This window comes from Ruegeria sp. AB8 (assembly GCF_056542605.1).
This window is the reverse complement of sequence record NZ_JBQGAB010000001.1, coordinates 132,892-148,480: the sequence shown is the minus strand read 5'-3', so window position 1 is coordinate 148,480 and position 15,589 is coordinate 132,892. Positions and strand designations below refer to the sequence as shown.

The window sequence follows — 15,589 nt, the reverse complement described above, 5'->3', positions numbered from 1 at the left end:
TGCCCCTCGGGGCGCGACTTTAACCTGCTCCGAAGGTTTCGCCAACAAACCCGACCAAATCAGAGGGTCGGGTGAGTGTCAGACCTGCCACAGTGCCGGTTTTGCCACCTGCCGGAGCAATTGCCGCCGTGAAACCAAGTTTTTGCGCTTCTTTCAACCTGTTTTCGGTCTGCGGGGCCGGTCTAAGTGCCCCGGAAAGCGAGATTTCTCCGAAAACGACCGTGTCGGCGGGCAAGGCAGTGTCCTCACGCGCGCTGAGCAGTGCTGCGGCCACGGCCAGATCGGCAGCGGGTTCGCTGACTTTCAGCCCGCCTGCCACGTTCAGGTAAACATCGAGACCGGCAAAGGGGATACCACATCGGGCTTCAAGCACGGCGAGGATCATCGCAAGCCTTCCGCTGTCCCACCCGACGACAGTGCGGCGGGGCTGGGAATGCGGCGAGGGCGCAACGAGGGCCTGCAATTCCACCAGCACGGGCCGGGTGCCCTCGATCCCGGCAAAGACGGCCGAGCCTGGGCTGGGTGTGCCACGTTCCGACAGGAACAGGGCTGAGGGGTTCGTGACCTGTGCCAGCCCTTTGCCGGTCATTTCGAACACTCCGATTTCGTCGGCGGGGCCAAAGCGGTTCTTGACCGCGCGCAGGATGCGGAACTGATGGCCACGCTCGCCTTCGAAATACAGCACCGTGTCGACCATATGCTCGACCACGCGGGGACCGGCGATCTGGCCTTCCTTGGTGACATGGCCAACCATGATGATCGAGACCCCGTGGCGCTTTGCAAATGTTGTCAGCTCGTGAGCCGCGGCCCGGACCTGAGACACTGAACCGGGGGCGCTGTCGACATTGTCGGCCCACATGGTCTGGATCGAGTCGATGATGGCGAGGCCCGGTTTTTCCGTTTCCAGCGTCGTCAGGATGTCGCGCAGGTTGGTTTCAGCGGCGAGTTGCACGGGGGCATCTTCCAGTCCCAGACGGCGCGCGCGCATGCGGACCTGCGCGCTGGCTTCTTCGCCCGAGACATAGATCGTCTTAACGCCTGCCCGGGCAAATCTGGCCGCTGCCTGTAACAGCAGGGTGGATTTGCCGATGCCGGGGTCGCCGCCGACCAACAGGGCCGAGGCAGGCACAAGACCACCGCCCAACACCCGGTCCAGTTCCTCGACGCCGCACAGGGTGCGCGGCGGGGGTGTTTCCTCGGTCGACAGGTCGGAAAGCGCTACGGCCTGTCCACGCTTGCCACCCAGCGATTTCTTCGCCGGGCCGGCGGAAAGTGGCGTTTCCTGAGTGATGGTGTTCCATTCACCGCAGGCGTCACATCGTCCGGACCAGCGGGAATGCGACGCGCCGCAGGCGTTGCAGGAGAAAGAAGTCGTTTTAGCCATGGCGCAATTCGTGCCCGAGCCGGGGCGGTTCTTCAAGCCCTTGCGGGGCTTTCTTCACCGCCGGTGGCGGCCACGACCTCGGGCCCTGCGGGCCGTCGGCCATGGCGGGCGCTGGCGCGCCGGGGTGGGTGGCTTATTCGGCGGCCCGGGGCGGTGACATGGCAATGACGCTTGCGGCGCTGGGGTCACTTGCGTCGGGCGGTGTTTGCAATTGGGTCGAAAGTTCAGGCAGAAGCTCGAACAGTTCATCGCGAAGGCGCGCAAGCTGGGATTTGGCGATGGATTCCTCGATCTCGATATCGCGGGTCCACTGGCGCAGCTCGTGCTGGACGGTCTGGGCATCTTCGATTCGTTGACGGAACAGCTCGATCTCTTCTTGACGTTGTTTCAGGAAGGTGCGGGCGCGGGCCACTTTGTCCGCGCCATAGGTCTGTGCCAGTTCGTGGCTGACCTGGCTCATCTGTGCGGCCAGTTCCAGAACCTCGGGTTCGAGCGACTGAAGGTCCGGGTGATCGCGCAGAAAGGCCAGGCGTTCCTTTACTGCGTCGAACTCGGAGGCAAGCGCGAAGGCTCCGCTGCGATCGGCGGCATGGGCCACCTGATAGGCATCGACCACATCCTGCATGTTCAGGGAAAACTCTCGATGCGTCTTTTCCAGCGCCATCATTCTGGCGTTTGAGGGCAGGTAGAAGGCCAGCATGAGAATCAGTGCAGTCAGGCCGATCTGGACAAACATGCCCGCATCTATCGTGCGGGACCCCGCAATTCCGGCCTGCACCGACAACCAGGGCCAGAAGCCGGCGGCCGATAGAGTGGTGGCGAAAACCGCTGCGAGGGCCGATGCGCAGATCAGGAAAAAAGTCAATCGTAGAAAGGCATTCTGACATTGCAATGTGATAGTATGGATGGCGTCCATGACGTCCCAACTCCTTCTCGCAAACCGGCACTGGCCGGGTCCGGGCGGCGGGGTTCGTCAAACACACAACGTGATCCGCAATGGACCGGCAAGGTACAAAAACTAAACTGCTCGAATTAGGAAGATGATACTCAGTATAATGATTTCAATCAATTAGACCTGAGGATTTCGTGAACTGCATGTCATTTCCGTAACGTGGCCCACGGCGATTGACGCCAGAATACAGCCCGTGAACAGATAAAGACCCCACGCCGTTTCGATGGTCGCGTAGGAGATGCCCTTGGCCAGCGTGATGTAAAGCGCGATGAGGAAAATGTCGGCCATGGCCAGTTTGCCGAGGATGTTCAGCGCGGGTTGGACGCGGGCGTCCAGCAGATTCCACTGGATCAGCGCGGTGCCGATGGTTTTGACGTAGGGCGCGAAGAGGGCGAAGACGGTGACGATCAGCGCGAGGAAGATGTCGGATTTCCAGAGGGATTGGAGGCCGGTGACGACGCTGATTTCGCTGAGGCCGAAGATCGGGAGCAGACCCGCGCGCATCAGCGGGGCGAACCATGCGATGGGGTAGAGGATCAGGAGGGAGAGGGTGGCGAGGCGAAGGGTCATGTGTGCAGACTTAGGCACTCATGCCTTTGACGGAAAGCGTTAAACCCAGAGTGTAAATCAATAAGATGGCTCCGACGAGGAGGTCAGACTGTAGTTTGTGTGATACTGTTGATCGCAATTTCCGATGCAGGATAACTGCAGAAACCACTGAGCCTCCCATAATTGGAGCTAGTGATATTTGACATTTAAAACCAAAAACTTGCGACAAAAGAACGCCGACTAGCATGCCGGGTAGCAGGCCTTTGACTATCGAAAAGATCACTGGAAAGAAGATTACTTCAGTTTTGAGTGAACGGGGTACTCCTGATTTTCCTCCGATGAAGTGAATAATAAACCAAGCGATCGTTACCGACAAAAGGTAATAAAATAGCAATTGTTGCAGGACAACTATTGCGTCGTCCATCACCGCACCGCCTCGATCGGCCCCTCGGCACTGCCACTTATGAACTGCTCCACATAGGGATCACCCGAGGCGTCCATCTGCCCGACCGGGCCGGTCCACTGGATCACGCCTCCGTGCAGCATGGCAACATTGTCGGCAATCGCGCGGACGGAGCTCATGTCGTGGGTGATGGTCATCGCGGTTGCGCCCATCTCGGTCACGATTTCACGGATCAGGTCGTTGATGACGCCGGACATGATCGGGTCCAATCCCGTGGTGGGTTCGTCGAAGAAGATGATCTCGGGTTCGGCGGCGATGGCGCGGGCGAGGCCCACGCGTTTTTGCATCCCACCTGACAGTTCGGCCGGAAAGCGATCGGCGACGTTGGATTTCAGGCCGACGCGGCGCAGTTTCTCGATGGCGATTTCGCGCGCCTCATCCGCCGGGCGTTTCAGCGAACCGCGCAGAAGGCGGAAGGCGACGTTTTGCCAGACGGGCAGGGAGTCGAACAGAGCAGCCCCCTGAAACAGCATCCCAAAGCGCGCCAGAAACGCATCTCGGTCACCCTTAGTGGCGTCTTTGCCATCGACATAGATCATGCCGCTGTCGGGCTTGATCAGGCCGAGGATGCATTTCAGCGCCACGGACTTGCCGGTGCCCGAACCACCGATGATGACCATCGAGGTGCCTTTGGGGATCTCAAGGTTCATGCCCTGCAGCACGTGGTTGTCGCCAAAGGCTTTCTGTACGTTCTCCATCCGGATCATAGCGAGAAGAACACCCCTGTCAGAACGAAATTTGCGGCGAGGATCAGGACAGCGGCGGCCTCGACCGAGCCCTTGGTGGCGCGGCCCACGCCCTGCGCGCCACGGCCCGAATTCATGCCGTAGTAACATCCCATGATGGCTGCGATCATGCCGAAGGCTGCACCTTTGACCAGCGACGAGACGATGTCGCGGGTTTCCAGGAAATCCACGGTGTTTTTCAGATAGGCCGCCGGGTTGAAGCCCAGGTTTTGCGTGGCGACCGTATAGCCGCCCATGATGCCGATTACGTCGCCAACCGCGACCAGAGCAGGCACGGTGATCAGCGCCGCCAACACACGCGGTGCGGTGAGGTATTTCATCGGGTGCGTGGACAGCGTGACCAGCGCGTCGATCTGCTCGGTCACTTTCATTGTCGCGATTTCGGCGGCGATGGACGAAGTTACGCGCGCGGCGATCATCAGGCCAACCAGCACCGGACCAAGCTCGCGTACCATGCCGATCGCAACGATCTGGGGTACGACGGCTTCGGCATTGAAACGCGCGCCGCCCGCGTAGATCTGCAACGCCAGCGCGCCGCCGGTGAAAATCGCGGTCAGGCCGACGACGGGCAGCGACAGCCAGCCGATATTCAGCAGCGCGATGCCGAATTCGCGCGGGTAAAACGGCGGGCGAAAGATATGAGAGACCGCATCCAACGCGAACAGTCCGACGCGGCCGAATGCCGCCAACATGGTCAGGACGACGCGTCCAAGACCACCCAGAAGGGAAATGGGGTTCATTCCACGTAGCCCTTGGAATAGCGGTTGCCCAGTGAGGTCAGGATTTCATAGCCAATAGTACCCGCGGCCTCGGCCAGATCATCCACGGTTTGATGTCCGTTCAGAATGCGCAGACGCTCGGGCGCATGCGGCAGGTCGGTGACATCGACGGTGATGAGATCCATCGAGATGCGGCCGACCACGGGGCATGGCTGATTGCCAGAGAACATGTCTATGCCGCCACCGATGGCGCGGTGCAGCCCGTCGGCATAGCCAGCCGCGACGGTTGCAATCCGTGACGGTCGGCGCGCGGTCCAGCTGTTGCCATAGCCAACGGTTTCACCCACGGCCAGATCCCTGATCTGCACAACAGGCAGATCGGCTGTCACGACGGGTTTTGCGGCGGCGAACGGCAGACCGCCATATAGTCCGACGCCCGGGCGACAGAAGTCGAAATGGAATTCGGGTCCCAGCAAGATGCCGCCGGTGGCCGCCAGCGATCTTGGGGCGGCAACCCCGTCTGTCATCTCGCGGAAGGTGCGCAACTGTTGTTGGTTCATAGGGTGATCGGGCTCGTCCGAACAAGCCAGATGTGACATCACCACGACCGGGTTCAGGGCCTCGGCCTGCGGGCGCAGTGCGGCCCAGTCGGAAGGTTCCAATCCCAGGCGGTTCATGCCGCTGTCGAGCTGAATACCAAAGCCGTGATCCGGCAGTGCCTCGCGATGGCGCTGAAACTGCTGGGGCGAGTTGATCAGCGGTGTCAGGTCGTGATCCCGCAGCAGATCGGCGTCGCCTTCCATGTGGCCGGAGAACACGCCAATCATCGGACCGGGGCCGACCGCCTGCCGGACAACGGCGCCTTCTTCGGCGACGGCGACAAAGAACTTCCGGACGCCTTCTTCGGCCAGCGTCGCCGAGACAGGCCCAGCACCCAGGCCATAGGCATCCGCCTTGACCACGGCGCCGGTTTCGACATCCGTTTTTGCGTCGAGCGCCCGCCAATTGCTGGCGAGCGCCTGAAGATTGATCGTCAAACGTGCAGTACTCATGGAACTGTTCATGACATTGGATCGCGGCAGGTCAAGAGGGAATGCTTCAATTCCCCTCGGGTTTATGGGCCTCATAAGCAGCTTCAAGCTCAGATCGCAGGAAATCGGCAAACAACAAAGGCTTGAACCCGGGGGCGCCGGTGCCGGGCAGAGGTTCGACAATTGTGCTCACATGCGGGTCAAAGAAGAACGGCACGCTGTATCGTTCACGACCCGAACGGTTGATGACGCGATGCGGTGTGGACAACAGGCGGCCATTCGACATCCGATGCAGCATGTCCCCGACATTGACGACAAATGCCCCGGGGCGTGTGGGGACATCGACCCAATTTCCGGCAGGGGTTCTGACCTGCAATCCACCCACCTGATCCTGAGCCAGCAAGGTCAGGCAACCAAAATCGGTATGGGGTGCCGAGCCGAACAGATCACCAGGGCTGGCTTCGGATTGCGGTGGATAGTGCAGCAACCGCAGCCAGATGGTCGGAGTGTCGAAGGCCGAAAGAACAGAGAAATCGGTGGCGCCACTGGCCTTCAGGGCAATTCTCATCAACCTGCGCCCCAGGTCGGACATGGCGCGGGCATAGGCCTCCAGCGTGGTCCGAAAACCCGGCAGATCCGGCCACCGGTTCGGGCCTGACAGGTAGATACCGGGATCGGCCTTTGTGTCTTCGCGCATCATCATGAAGCTTGCCGACTGATTGGGTTTGGTCACATCGGCCAGGGTCGAGTTTACATCCGTTGACGTATCGATGGCGATATAGCCGCGGTGGGTTCGGTCAACGGCGATCGCAAGTTTTTCGTCAAGCGGAAGCGCGTGAAACTGTCTTGAGACCTCGAAGACATCGCTGATCAGATCGGCGTCTATGCCGTGATCTTCGATATAGCCGAAGCCTGTTGTTCCATAAGCAGCCCGAAAATCGGCTGCGATTTCATCCTCGGCGCGCGCGCCCAGACGGATGACGGGGATTTCAGTGAATTCTGTCATTGTTCTTTCGCTTTGTTGAGGAAGATTGCAGGGGCAGAAAATGCCCCCGATCTATCCGGCAAAGCGTTTGCGGCGGTGCCCGAAGTGGCGTTCAAGCACCACGCGACGGGGTTTATGAGCAAGACAAAACAGCATGGCCCGATCCGTGCATATCAGTTTGCCAGGGTCAAGGGATCAATACCCTTCGATCTGTCCGCCCTGTTGCCAGGGTTTGACCAGATTTCCGAAACGGGTGAACTGGGCCTCGAAGGACAGCTCGACCGTGCCGATGGGGCCGTGACGCTGCTTGCCGACGATAACTTCGGCCTTGCCGTGCAGGCGTTCCATGGCCTGCTTCCACTCTTCCATCTTTTCCAACTCGTGATCGCCGGGCTTTTCGCGTTCTTTGTAGTATTCCTCGCGGAACACGAACATCACCACGTCCGCATCCTGTTCGATCGATCCCGATTCCCGCAGGTCGGACAGTTGCGGGCGCTTGTCGTCGCGGTTCTCGACCTGACGGGAAAGCTGAGACAGCGCGATCACCGGGATGTTCAGTTCCTTAGCGATGGCTTTCATGCCCATCGAAATCTCGGCGATCTCGTTGACGCGGTTGTCGGACATGCCGCGGCAAAGTTGCAGATAGTCGATCACCAGCAGGTCCAGCCCATGTGTCCGTTTCAACCGCCGCGCACGGGCGGCCAGCTGTGAAATCGGCAGGGCGGGCGTGTCGTCGATGAACAGGGGGCACGCCTCAAGCTCCTTGGCGGCATCGACGAAGCGGCGGAACTCGGCTTCGGTCATGTCACCTTGGCGGATCTTGTGCGAGGAAATCTCGGACGCTTCGGCCAGAACCCGACCCGCAAGCTGCTCGGCGCTCATCTCCAACGAGAAGAAGCCGACCACTCCACCGTCAACCGCGCCCTCGCTGCCGTCCGACTTCAAGCCACGCTTGTACGCTTTGGCCACGTTGAAGGCCACGTTGGTCGCCAGCGATGTTTTTCCCATCGACGGGCGGCCCGCCAAAATGATCAGGTCCGACGGGTGCAGGCCCCCCAGTTGCTTGTCCAAATCGGCCAGACCGGTGGAAATCCCCGCCATGCCGCCACCGCGCTGGTACGCCTCGTTGGTGACATTGACGGCTTCTGTGACCGCCTTGAGGAAGGATTGAAAACCCTGTTCGGTCTGGCCCTGCTCGGACAACTGGTAAAGCTGCTGCTCGGCCTCGACGATCTGTTCTTTTGGTTCGCTGGAAACGTCAACCCGCGCCGCCTTGTCCGAGATGTCCCGGCCCAGACGGATTAGCTCGCGCCGGATGGCGAGGTCATAGATCATTTGCGCGTAGTCATGCACCGCGAAGGCGCTGATCGAGGCGCCGGCCAGTTTGACCAGATAGGCCGGCCCGCCAAGTTCCTTCAGGCCTTCATCCTCGGCCATGAAAGATTTCAGCGTCACAGGCGAGGCCAGCGCATTCTTGGCGATGCGCGCGGCCGCGACTTCGTAGATGCGGGCGTGGACCGGATCATAGAAATGCTCGGCCCCGATGATCGAAGCTACCCGGTCATAAAGGTCGTTATTGGTCAGGATCGCGCCCAGAAGCTGCTGCTCGGCCTCGATGGAGTGCGGCATTGTTTCGGCGTTCTGAATTTGCGCCGCTGCCTGCTCGATACTGCTGATCTCGTTCATTGCTGTTCTCTTGCCCCTTGGACAGAGGCCATAACGTAGCGCCCTGAGTCGGCGCAAATTGTATGTTTTCTGGGGATAGCCTGTGCATATCTTCCCGCCCCATCATATTGCAGGATTGGGCGGGGGTCCGTCAACATGTTGTGGATGGAGTGTCGGGCGTATTCGGCAATGTTTCCGATTGGGAAACGGTTTGCGTCACGTCAGCCCTTATTCGCTTCCTGCCAGCCGCGCGGGTCGTTCAGGAATGCTTCGACCCCATCAAGTGTTTCCTGATCAAACGCTTTTTGCGCCTTGGCCTCGGCCAGAACATCCCACCAGGTACACAGGCTGTGCAGTTGCACCCCATGATCACCCAGGGTTTTTTCGGTTTCGGGGAAGATGCCGTAGTAGAAGATAACGGCAGTATGGCCGCAGGTCGCGCCGGTTTCGCGGATCGCGTCGACGAAGGACAGTTTCGAGCCGCCATCGGTGGTCAGGTCTTCGACCAACAGAACGCGTTCGCCTTCGCTCATGGCGCCTTCGATCCGGGCGTTGCGGCCATAGCCTTTGGGTTTCTTGCGCACATAGGTCATCGGCAGAGCCATACGCTCGGCCACCATTGCGGCAAAAGGAATACCCGCGGTTTCGCCGCCGGCAATGTTGTCGAATGCTTCAAAGCCCGCATCGCGCATCACGGTGACGGTCAGGAAATCCATCAAGGTCGAACGGATGCGAGGGTACGAGATAAGCTTGCGGCAATCGATATAGGTCGGGCTGGGCAAGCCGCTGGCTAGAGTGAATGGCTCGCGTGCGTTGAAATGCACGGCCCTGATCTCCAGCAGCATCCGCGCGGTCAAACGGGCGATTTCAGTGCTGTCGGGAAATGAACTGGGGATCATGGCGGAACCTCGGGGCTGAAATGACGTTGCGGGCTGATAGCCCGTCCAAAGGGGCGCTGTCGAGAGGGGTTGGCCCAAAAGAAAAGCGGACCCTGAATAAGGTCCGCTTTTGCCCTTGCGGGCTGCTGGACGGGCCTAGGTGGGCTAGGCCTGCCCGGATCAGGGCATTTACGCGAAAGGGACTTCGCTGTGCAACCGGCAAATTGCCGCCCGCTTAGAGTCAGTCATGCAAGTGCGGTAGCTGAAACAGTATGCCCGCAGTCAGGTGTGCCGACCTGAGGAAACACGTTACAGCTCAGCACTTTGTGAGCAGTGTGGCGGAAGGAAAAGGGGGAACGCCGGCCGCCTTCACCCTGGATGATGTTACTTGGCATCACGTGATTGTGCGTTGAGTGGTCTTAGGTCACAGGCCCTGAGCTTTGGCGCCTTTCAGGAGGTGCCGATACAACAGATCAAGGGCGTGGTCCCGCGCGGCGATGCGCACCTTGTCCCGGCCCAGGGCACCAAACTCGACGGTTTCGGTCATGGTGTCCTGATCTTCGGCCGCCAGACCGAAGCACACACGCCCTTCCGGCTTGAATTCAGACCCACCCGGACCGGCAATTCCGGTGACAGAGACAGTCAGCTGAGCGCCCGAATGCTTCAGCGCGCCCTCGGCCATTTCCCGGGCGACCTGCTCTGATACTGCTCCGTGGGTTTCCAGCGTGTCAGCCTGCACGCCCAGCATCTGCTGTTTGGCGGTATTGGTGTAGGTGACAAAGCCGCGTTCCACCACGGCAGAGCTGCCGGGAAAATCTGTCAGCGCGGCGGCAACAAGGCCGCCAGTGCAGCTTTCGGCTGTGGCGATCATCACCCCCTGTGCCTTGGCCCGGTTCAGGATGTCGGTGACGCTCACAGGCCCAGTACCCCATGCGAAAAGCCGGCCAGCAGCGCGACGCAGATGGCTGAAAACACACCGGCGATCACGTCATCCAGCATCACGCCCATCGGGTCGCCACGCCGGTCGGCCCAGCCGACTGGGCCGGGCTTGGTGATGTCGAACAGGCGAAACAGCACGAAACCCGCCACCCAACCGGGCCAGAGCGCGGTGATTTCCAGCCCGTGCGCCCAGGCCGGGTAGGAAATGGCCCAGAGGGCGATGAACTGCCCTGCAACCTCGTCAATCACGATTTCCGACGGGTCGTGGTCATCCTGACCTGCGGTCATGACCTTTGTGGCCCAGATCCCTGCAACAAAGACGATCAGAGTAGCCAGGGCCAGCAAGGGGAAGCCACCCAGCGTGTGCAATACCCAGACCATCGGCAGCGCGGCCAGTGACCCCCAGGTGCCGGGGGCGGGGCGCAGGTAGCCTACGCCGCCAACGGTTCCAATCAGACGCGCCGCGTTCATGACTTCACCAGACAGGCCGTGGCCAGTGACGCGATGCCCTCACTGCGGCCGGTAAAGCCCAGACGTTCGGACGTGGTCGCCTTGACCGAGACCTGGTCGGCCCGCAATCCCATGATTTTCGACATTTCTTCGCGCATTGCGGGCGCGTGAGGACCGATCTTGGGATATTCGCAAACAAGTGTGCAATCGACATTCGAGATGCGGTAGCCCATCTGTTCGGCCAGTTCGACCGCGTGCCGCAGAAATATCGCGCTGGCGGCCCCTTTCCATTGCGGATCCGATGGTGGGAAATGCTGACCGATATCTCCCTGCGCCAGCGCGCCATAGATTGCGTCGGTTACGGCGTGCATCCCGACATCGGCATCTGAATGTCCCTGAAGCCCGCGATCATGCGGCACTTTTACACCGCACAGGATCACATGATCTCCATCGCCAAATCGGTGAACGTCGTACCCGTTGCCCAGCCTTACTTCCATGTTCGTTCCCATGATACGTTCCGCCCGGGCAAAATCCTCGGGTCGGGTGATTTTGATGTTGTCTGCGTCGCCGGGCACGATAGCCACGCCTATCCCTGCCGCGCGGGCGACTTCAACGTCGTCCATGGCACCGCCGGGGTGTGCGGCATGGGCTGCAACGATGGCGTCATAGTGAAACCCCTGAGGGGTCTGGGCCGCATACAATCCAGTGCGATCTTGTGTGCCCGTGACAGCGGAACCGTCCCCCGTCCAGAGCGCGTCGGTCACCGCCACCCCCGGTGCCGCGGCGCTGTTGTCGTTCAGTGCCGCCAGTACGTCGAGGATGGTGGCGCGGCTGACACAAGGCCGGGCGACATCGTGGATGAGGACGCGCGCCACGGTCTTGTCCGCCAGCGCCTGCAGGCCATTGCGGACAGACCCGGCGCGGTCTGCTCCTCCTGTCGCCAAAATCAGATCGGTACCGTCAAATTCGGCCCGTGCGACGTGGTCGTCGGGGGAAAGGACCAGAACGATATGATCAACCAGTCCCCGGAACCTGTCGATTGTCCAGTCGGCCACGCGACGTCCGGACAGAGTGCGCCATTGTTTAGGCGTTCCGCCACCCGCGCGCATTCCGCGTCCGGCGGCGACAATAATGGCGGCGGTGGTCATGAGGTCTGCTCTCCTGCGTTGGGTCATTGTTTAGGATGCGGTGAATGCAGAGGCAATCGCCCGCGTCAATCTGCCTAAAAATTAGGCATGTGATGATTTTGCAGGCTTGTGACATGCGGATTTCTTGGTCATATGCGCAGAATTCGATATTAAATGCGCAACTGCGCAAGGAATAAGCACTTTGACCCTGCATCTTGCTGACAAGCCTTTGTACCCGCCGGTTTTGCTGGCGCCGATGGCCGGAATCACTGATCGCCCGTATCGCGATCTGGTGATGCGCTTTGGCGCGGGCATGGTTGTCAGCGAAATGGTCGCCAGCCAGGAAATGGTGCAGGCAAAACCGGGCGTGCGCGAACGGGCCGAGCTTTCGGCGGATGTCGAAAATACCGCCGTTCAGCTTGCCGGGCGTGAAGCACGCTGGATGGCGGAAGCCGCGCGGCAGGTCGCTGATCGCGGCGCGCGGGTGATCGACATAAACATGGGCTGTCCAGCCAAGAAGGTGACCAACGGGTATTCGGGTTCGGCCCTGCTGAAAACGCCCGACCATGCCCTGACACTGATCGAGGCGGTGGTGGAGGCGGTGGATGTCCCAGTGACGCTGAAGACCCGGCTGGGTTGGGACGACAGCCTGCTCAACGCGCCGGATGTGGCGCGCAGGGCGCAGGATGCCGGTATTCGGATGGTCACGATCCACGGTCGAACACGGTGTCAGTTCTACAAGGGACACGCAAACTGGCAGGCCATCCGTGCGGTGAAAGAGGCAGTGACCATTCCGGTCATAGCAAACGGCGACATCGTCGACACGCAAACCGCACGGACCGCCTTGGATCACTCGGGCGCCGACGGCGTGATGGTCGGACGTGGGGCGCAAGGAAAGCCCTGGTTGCTGGCGCAGTTATGTCACGACCTGTTCGGTGCCGACGCGCCGGACGTTCCGACAGGGCATGATCTGAGCGCGATGGTGCAGGAGCACTATCAGGCCATGCTGTATTTCTATGGACCCGACCTTGGTCTGCGCGTCGCGCGCAAGCATCTTGGGTGGTACATGGACGAAGCAGGAACACCCGTCGGCTTGCGCCGCGCGATACTGACATCGCGTGATACATCCGAAGTTCTGCGTTTGATCGCGGATGCAATCCCGCATCAGGGGGAAGCGGCGGCATGACCTCGGACCAGAGCATTTGGGCCTCATTGCCGGTTCCCGCATTCATCATCGACGGTGACGATCGGATCGCTGATGTCAATTCGGCGGGTGAGGGGTTCCTGAACGCCTCGCGCCGTTCGGTTGTCGGGCATCCGGTGTGGGATCAGATAGCCGTCGACGCCCCCCTGGAGGAGGCGTTTCTGAGAGCACGGCAGAATGGTTCGCCTTTGTTCGTCAATGATGTGGATGTTGGATCGGGCAGTCGTGCGCCTCTGCAATGTGCGCTGCAGATCGCGCCGTTGATGGGTCATTCGGGATCAATGATCATGATCCTTTCTCCGCGCGAACTGGCCGGACGGATGACTCGCGGGAACACGGTGAAATCCGCCGCGCAATCAGCCATTGGAATGGCCGAAATGCTGGCGCATGAGATCAAAAACCCGCTGGCTGGAATCACTGGAGCTGCCCAGTTGCTTAGCATGAATATCTCTCAGCAAGATATTGAGTTAACAGACTTAATTGTCGAAGAAAGCCGCCGGATCGTAAAGCTGTTGGAGCAGGTGGAGCAGTTCGGAAACCTGTCGCAGCCGGACTTCCAGCCGGTCAACCTGCATGACGTGCTGGACCGTGCGCGGCGTTCGGCGCTGTTGGGGTTCGGCGCGCATATGAAGATCGTCGAGGATTATGATCCGTCGCTGCCGCTGGCTTATGGCGATCAGGACCAGATCCTGCAGGTCATTCTGAACCTTCTGAAAAACGCATCCGAGGCAGCCGGGCCGGAAGGCGGGACCATTCGCCTGCGTACCTATTTCGAACACTCATTTCGTCTGCGGCGCAACGATGGGTCCGGCCATTCCCTGCCGCTGCAGATCGAAATCATCGATGACGGCCCCGGCTTGCCCGAAGACATCCTGAGCGACATTTTCGATCCCTTTGTCTCTGGCAGGGAAAACGGCACGGGTCTTGGTCTGGCGCTGGTCAGCAAGATCGTCTCCGACCACGACGGCTGGGTTTCGGCCGAGTCGGTTCCGGGCCGGACGGTTTTTCGCCTGTCACTCAGGCGGGCGCCACGGGACGCGCAATGAAATTGAAACCGGCGGCAAATGGCATAGCAAGGAGAACAGCAGATGGATGGCACAGTTCTGGTCGCAGATGACGACCGCACGATCCGCACGGTTCTGACGCAGGCACTGACCCGGGCGGGATGCAAGGTGCACGCAACTTCTTCTTTGACCACGCTGATGCGCTGGGTCGGAGAGGGCAAAGGCGATGTGGTCATCTCGGACGTAGTCATGCCGGACGGGAACGGGCTTGAGATGCTGCCGAAGATCGCGCAGGACAGGCCGGGTTTGCCGGTTATCGTGATCTCGGCCCAGAACACGATCATGACGGCAATTCAGGCGGCTGAGGCCGACGCTTATGACTATCTACCGAAGCCTTTTGATCTGCCGGATCTGATGAAAAGAACGGCCCGGGCGCTGGATCAGAAGCAACGCCCGCAGTCTGGTGCCTCGGAATTGGTTCGGGATCGCCCGGAGGAATTGCCTCTGGTGGGGCGTACGCCGGTTATGCAGGCGCTGTACCGGCTGGTGGCGCGGGTCATGAACACCGATCTGCCGGTTATGATTTCCGGTGAAAGTGGAACCGGCAAGTCTCTGATTGCGAAAGCAATACATGACTTCTCGGATCGTCGGACATTGCCTTTTGTTTCCGTCACCGCGTCTGAGTTGCGGGATCTGGAAGGACCTGCCCGCGTCATGGCGCGGGTTCGGGGTGGCACCCTGCTGATCGACGAAATCGCAGATATCGAAGACGACATTCAGGCCCGGATCGTGCGGATGATGGACAGCCCGGGCGATCATCTGCCGCGCTTCATGGCAACCAGCCAGTCGGACCTGACCGAAGCAATGGAAAGCGGACGCGTGCGCCAGGATTTGTATTATCGTCTGTGTGGCGCGACGATCCACGTTCCGGCCCTGCGTGAAAGAATGGACGACATTACTTTGCTGGCCGATCACTTTCTGGCACGGGAAGAGCGTGAGACCGGCACGAAACGCTGGCTCAGCGGCGAAGCGGTTGAACTGGTGCGCCGTTATTCGTGGCCCGGGAATGTGCGGCAACTGGAAAACGCGGTGCGCCGCCTTGGATTGACCAGTCAGGCGGACGAGATATCCAAAACCGAAGTCGAAATGGTTCTGGGCAGCCAGCCCGAGGCGGAACCGGTTCTGGGGGGCGGAGAGCGTGAGAAACTGTCGGCCTCGGTCGCGCGGCATCTGCGGCGGTATTTCGACCTTCACGGCAACATGTTGCCGCCTCCGGGCCTGTATCAGCGTATCCTGCGCGAAGTTGAGGCACCGCTGATCGAAATCGCATTGGACGCAACCGGCGGAAATCAGGCAAAATGTTCGGATTTACTAGGGATTAACCGAAATACGCTGCGAAAAAAGATCATCGACCTCGATATTGAGGTGACACGCCGTCGCAAACTGATGTAATATCGCCACACAAACCGTGGCATTCGGGTTTCTACCTGACA

The 15,589-nt window shown here is 60.2% G+C and carries 16 protein-coding genes; 3 read left to right on the top strand and 13 right to left on the bottom strand.

The features are described 5' to 3' along the window. Positions 1-19 precede the first annotated feature (19 nt). From radA to ACR0CG_RS00630, 13 genes are all read right to left on the bottom strand, one after another. The gene (gene radA / locus ACR0CG_RS00690; protein WP_170677391.1) at positions 20-1,384 is read right to left on the bottom strand and encodes a DNA repair protein RadA; all 1,365 of its coding nucleotides are present in this window, start codon (positions 1,382-1,384) and stop codon (positions 20-22) included. A 133-nt stretch (positions 1,385-1,517) separates the two neighbouring features. Continuing rightward, positions 1,518-2,300, bottom strand: coding sequence for a DNA repair protein (locus tag ACR0CG_RS00685; RefSeq protein ID WP_480522405.1), 783 nt, complete (start codon positions 2,298-2,300; stop codon positions 1,518-1,520). Between the two features lie 153 nt (positions 2,301-2,453). Continuing rightward, positions 2,454-2,906: a paraquat-inducible protein A gene (locus tag ACR0CG_RS00680; RefSeq protein WP_480440358.1), complete on the bottom strand. Its 453-nt coding sequence runs from the start codon at positions 2,904-2,906 to the stop codon at positions 2,454-2,456. A 10-nt stretch (positions 2,907-2,916) separates the two neighbouring features. After that, the gene (locus ACR0CG_RS00675; protein ID WP_480522404.1) at positions 2,917-3,309 is read right to left on the bottom strand and encodes a hypothetical protein; all 393 of its coding nucleotides are present in this window, start codon (positions 3,307-3,309) and stop codon (positions 2,917-2,919) included. Next, positions 3,309-4,055 (bottom strand): ABC transporter ATP-binding protein, encoded by a 747-nt coding sequence (locus ACR0CG_RS00670; protein ID WP_480522403.1) that lies wholly within the window; start codon positions 4,053-4,055, stop codon positions 3,309-3,311. Before ACR0CG_RS00670 ends, ACR0CG_RS00675 begins: the two co-directional genes overlap by 1 nt. After that, on the bottom strand, positions 4,052-4,834 hold the full coding sequence (locus ACR0CG_RS00665; RefSeq protein ID WP_170677381.1) for an MlaE family ABC transporter permease: 783 nt from the start codon (positions 4,832-4,834) through the stop codon (positions 4,052-4,054). Before ACR0CG_RS00665 ends, ACR0CG_RS00670 begins: the two co-directional genes overlap by 4 nt. Further along, entirely contained in the window at positions 4,831-5,865 is a 1,035-nt protein-coding gene (gene alr / locus ACR0CG_RS00660; protein WP_170610717.1) for an alanine racemase, read from the bottom strand. The genes ACR0CG_RS00665 and alr overlap by 4 nt, the downstream gene beginning before the upstream one ends. Before the next feature lie 46 nt (positions 5,866-5,911). Further along, entirely contained in the window at positions 5,912-6,850 is a 939-nt protein-coding gene (locus ACR0CG_RS00655; RefSeq protein ID WP_480522402.1) for an isopenicillin N synthase family dioxygenase, read from the bottom strand. Between the two features lie 174 nt (positions 6,851-7,024). Further along, entirely contained in the window at positions 7,025-8,515 is a 1,491-nt protein-coding gene (locus ACR0CG_RS00650) for a replicative DNA helicase (protein WP_170610722.1), read from the bottom strand. Positions 8,516-8,715: 200 nt separating this feature from the next. Beyond that, positions 8,716-9,393 (bottom strand): orotate phosphoribosyltransferase, encoded by a 678-nt coding sequence (locus ACR0CG_RS00645; RefSeq protein ID WP_480522401.1) that lies wholly within the window; start codon positions 9,391-9,393, stop codon positions 8,716-8,718. A gap of 403 nt (positions 9,394-9,796) precedes the next feature. Then, entirely contained in the window at positions 9,797-10,288 is a 492-nt protein-coding gene (locus tag ACR0CG_RS00640; protein WP_480522400.1) for a CinA family protein, read from the bottom strand. After that, positions 10,285-10,782, bottom strand: coding sequence for a phosphatidylglycerophosphatase A family protein (locus ACR0CG_RS00635; RefSeq protein ID WP_480522399.1), 498 nt, complete (start codon positions 10,780-10,782; stop codon positions 10,285-10,287). Before ACR0CG_RS00635 ends, ACR0CG_RS00640 begins: the two co-directional genes overlap by 4 nt. Beyond that, entirely contained in the window at positions 10,779-11,909 is a 1,131-nt protein-coding gene (locus tag ACR0CG_RS00630; RefSeq protein WP_480522398.1) for a bifunctional 2-C-methyl-D-erythritol 4-phosphate cytidylyltransferase/2-C-methyl-D-erythritol 2,4-cyclodiphosphate synthase, read from the bottom strand. Before ACR0CG_RS00630 ends, ACR0CG_RS00635 begins: the two co-directional genes overlap by 4 nt. A gap of 181 nt (positions 11,910-12,090) precedes the next feature. Between ACR0CG_RS00630 and dusB the strand changes: the two genes are divergently transcribed. Genes dusB through ACR0CG_RS00615 form a run of 3 tightly spaced genes read left to right on the top strand, consistent with a single transcriptional unit; the run spans position 12,091 to position 15,548 of the window. Then, positions 12,091-13,074, top strand: coding sequence for a tRNA dihydrouridine synthase DusB (dusB, locus tag ACR0CG_RS00625; RefSeq protein WP_480522397.1), 984 nt, complete (start codon positions 12,091-12,093; stop codon positions 13,072-13,074). Beyond that, entirely contained in the window at positions 13,071-14,138 is a 1,068-nt protein-coding gene (locus tag ACR0CG_RS00620) for a two-component system sensor histidine kinase NtrB (protein WP_480522396.1), read from the top strand. The genes dusB and ACR0CG_RS00620 overlap by 4 nt, the downstream gene beginning before the upstream one ends. A 42-nt stretch (positions 14,139-14,180) precedes the next feature. After that, complete coding sequence (locus ACR0CG_RS00615) at positions 14,181-15,548, top strand: response regulator (RefSeq protein WP_480522395.1); 1,368 nt, start codon at positions 14,181-14,183, stop codon at positions 15,546-15,548. Positions 15,549-15,589 lie beyond the last annotated feature (41 nt).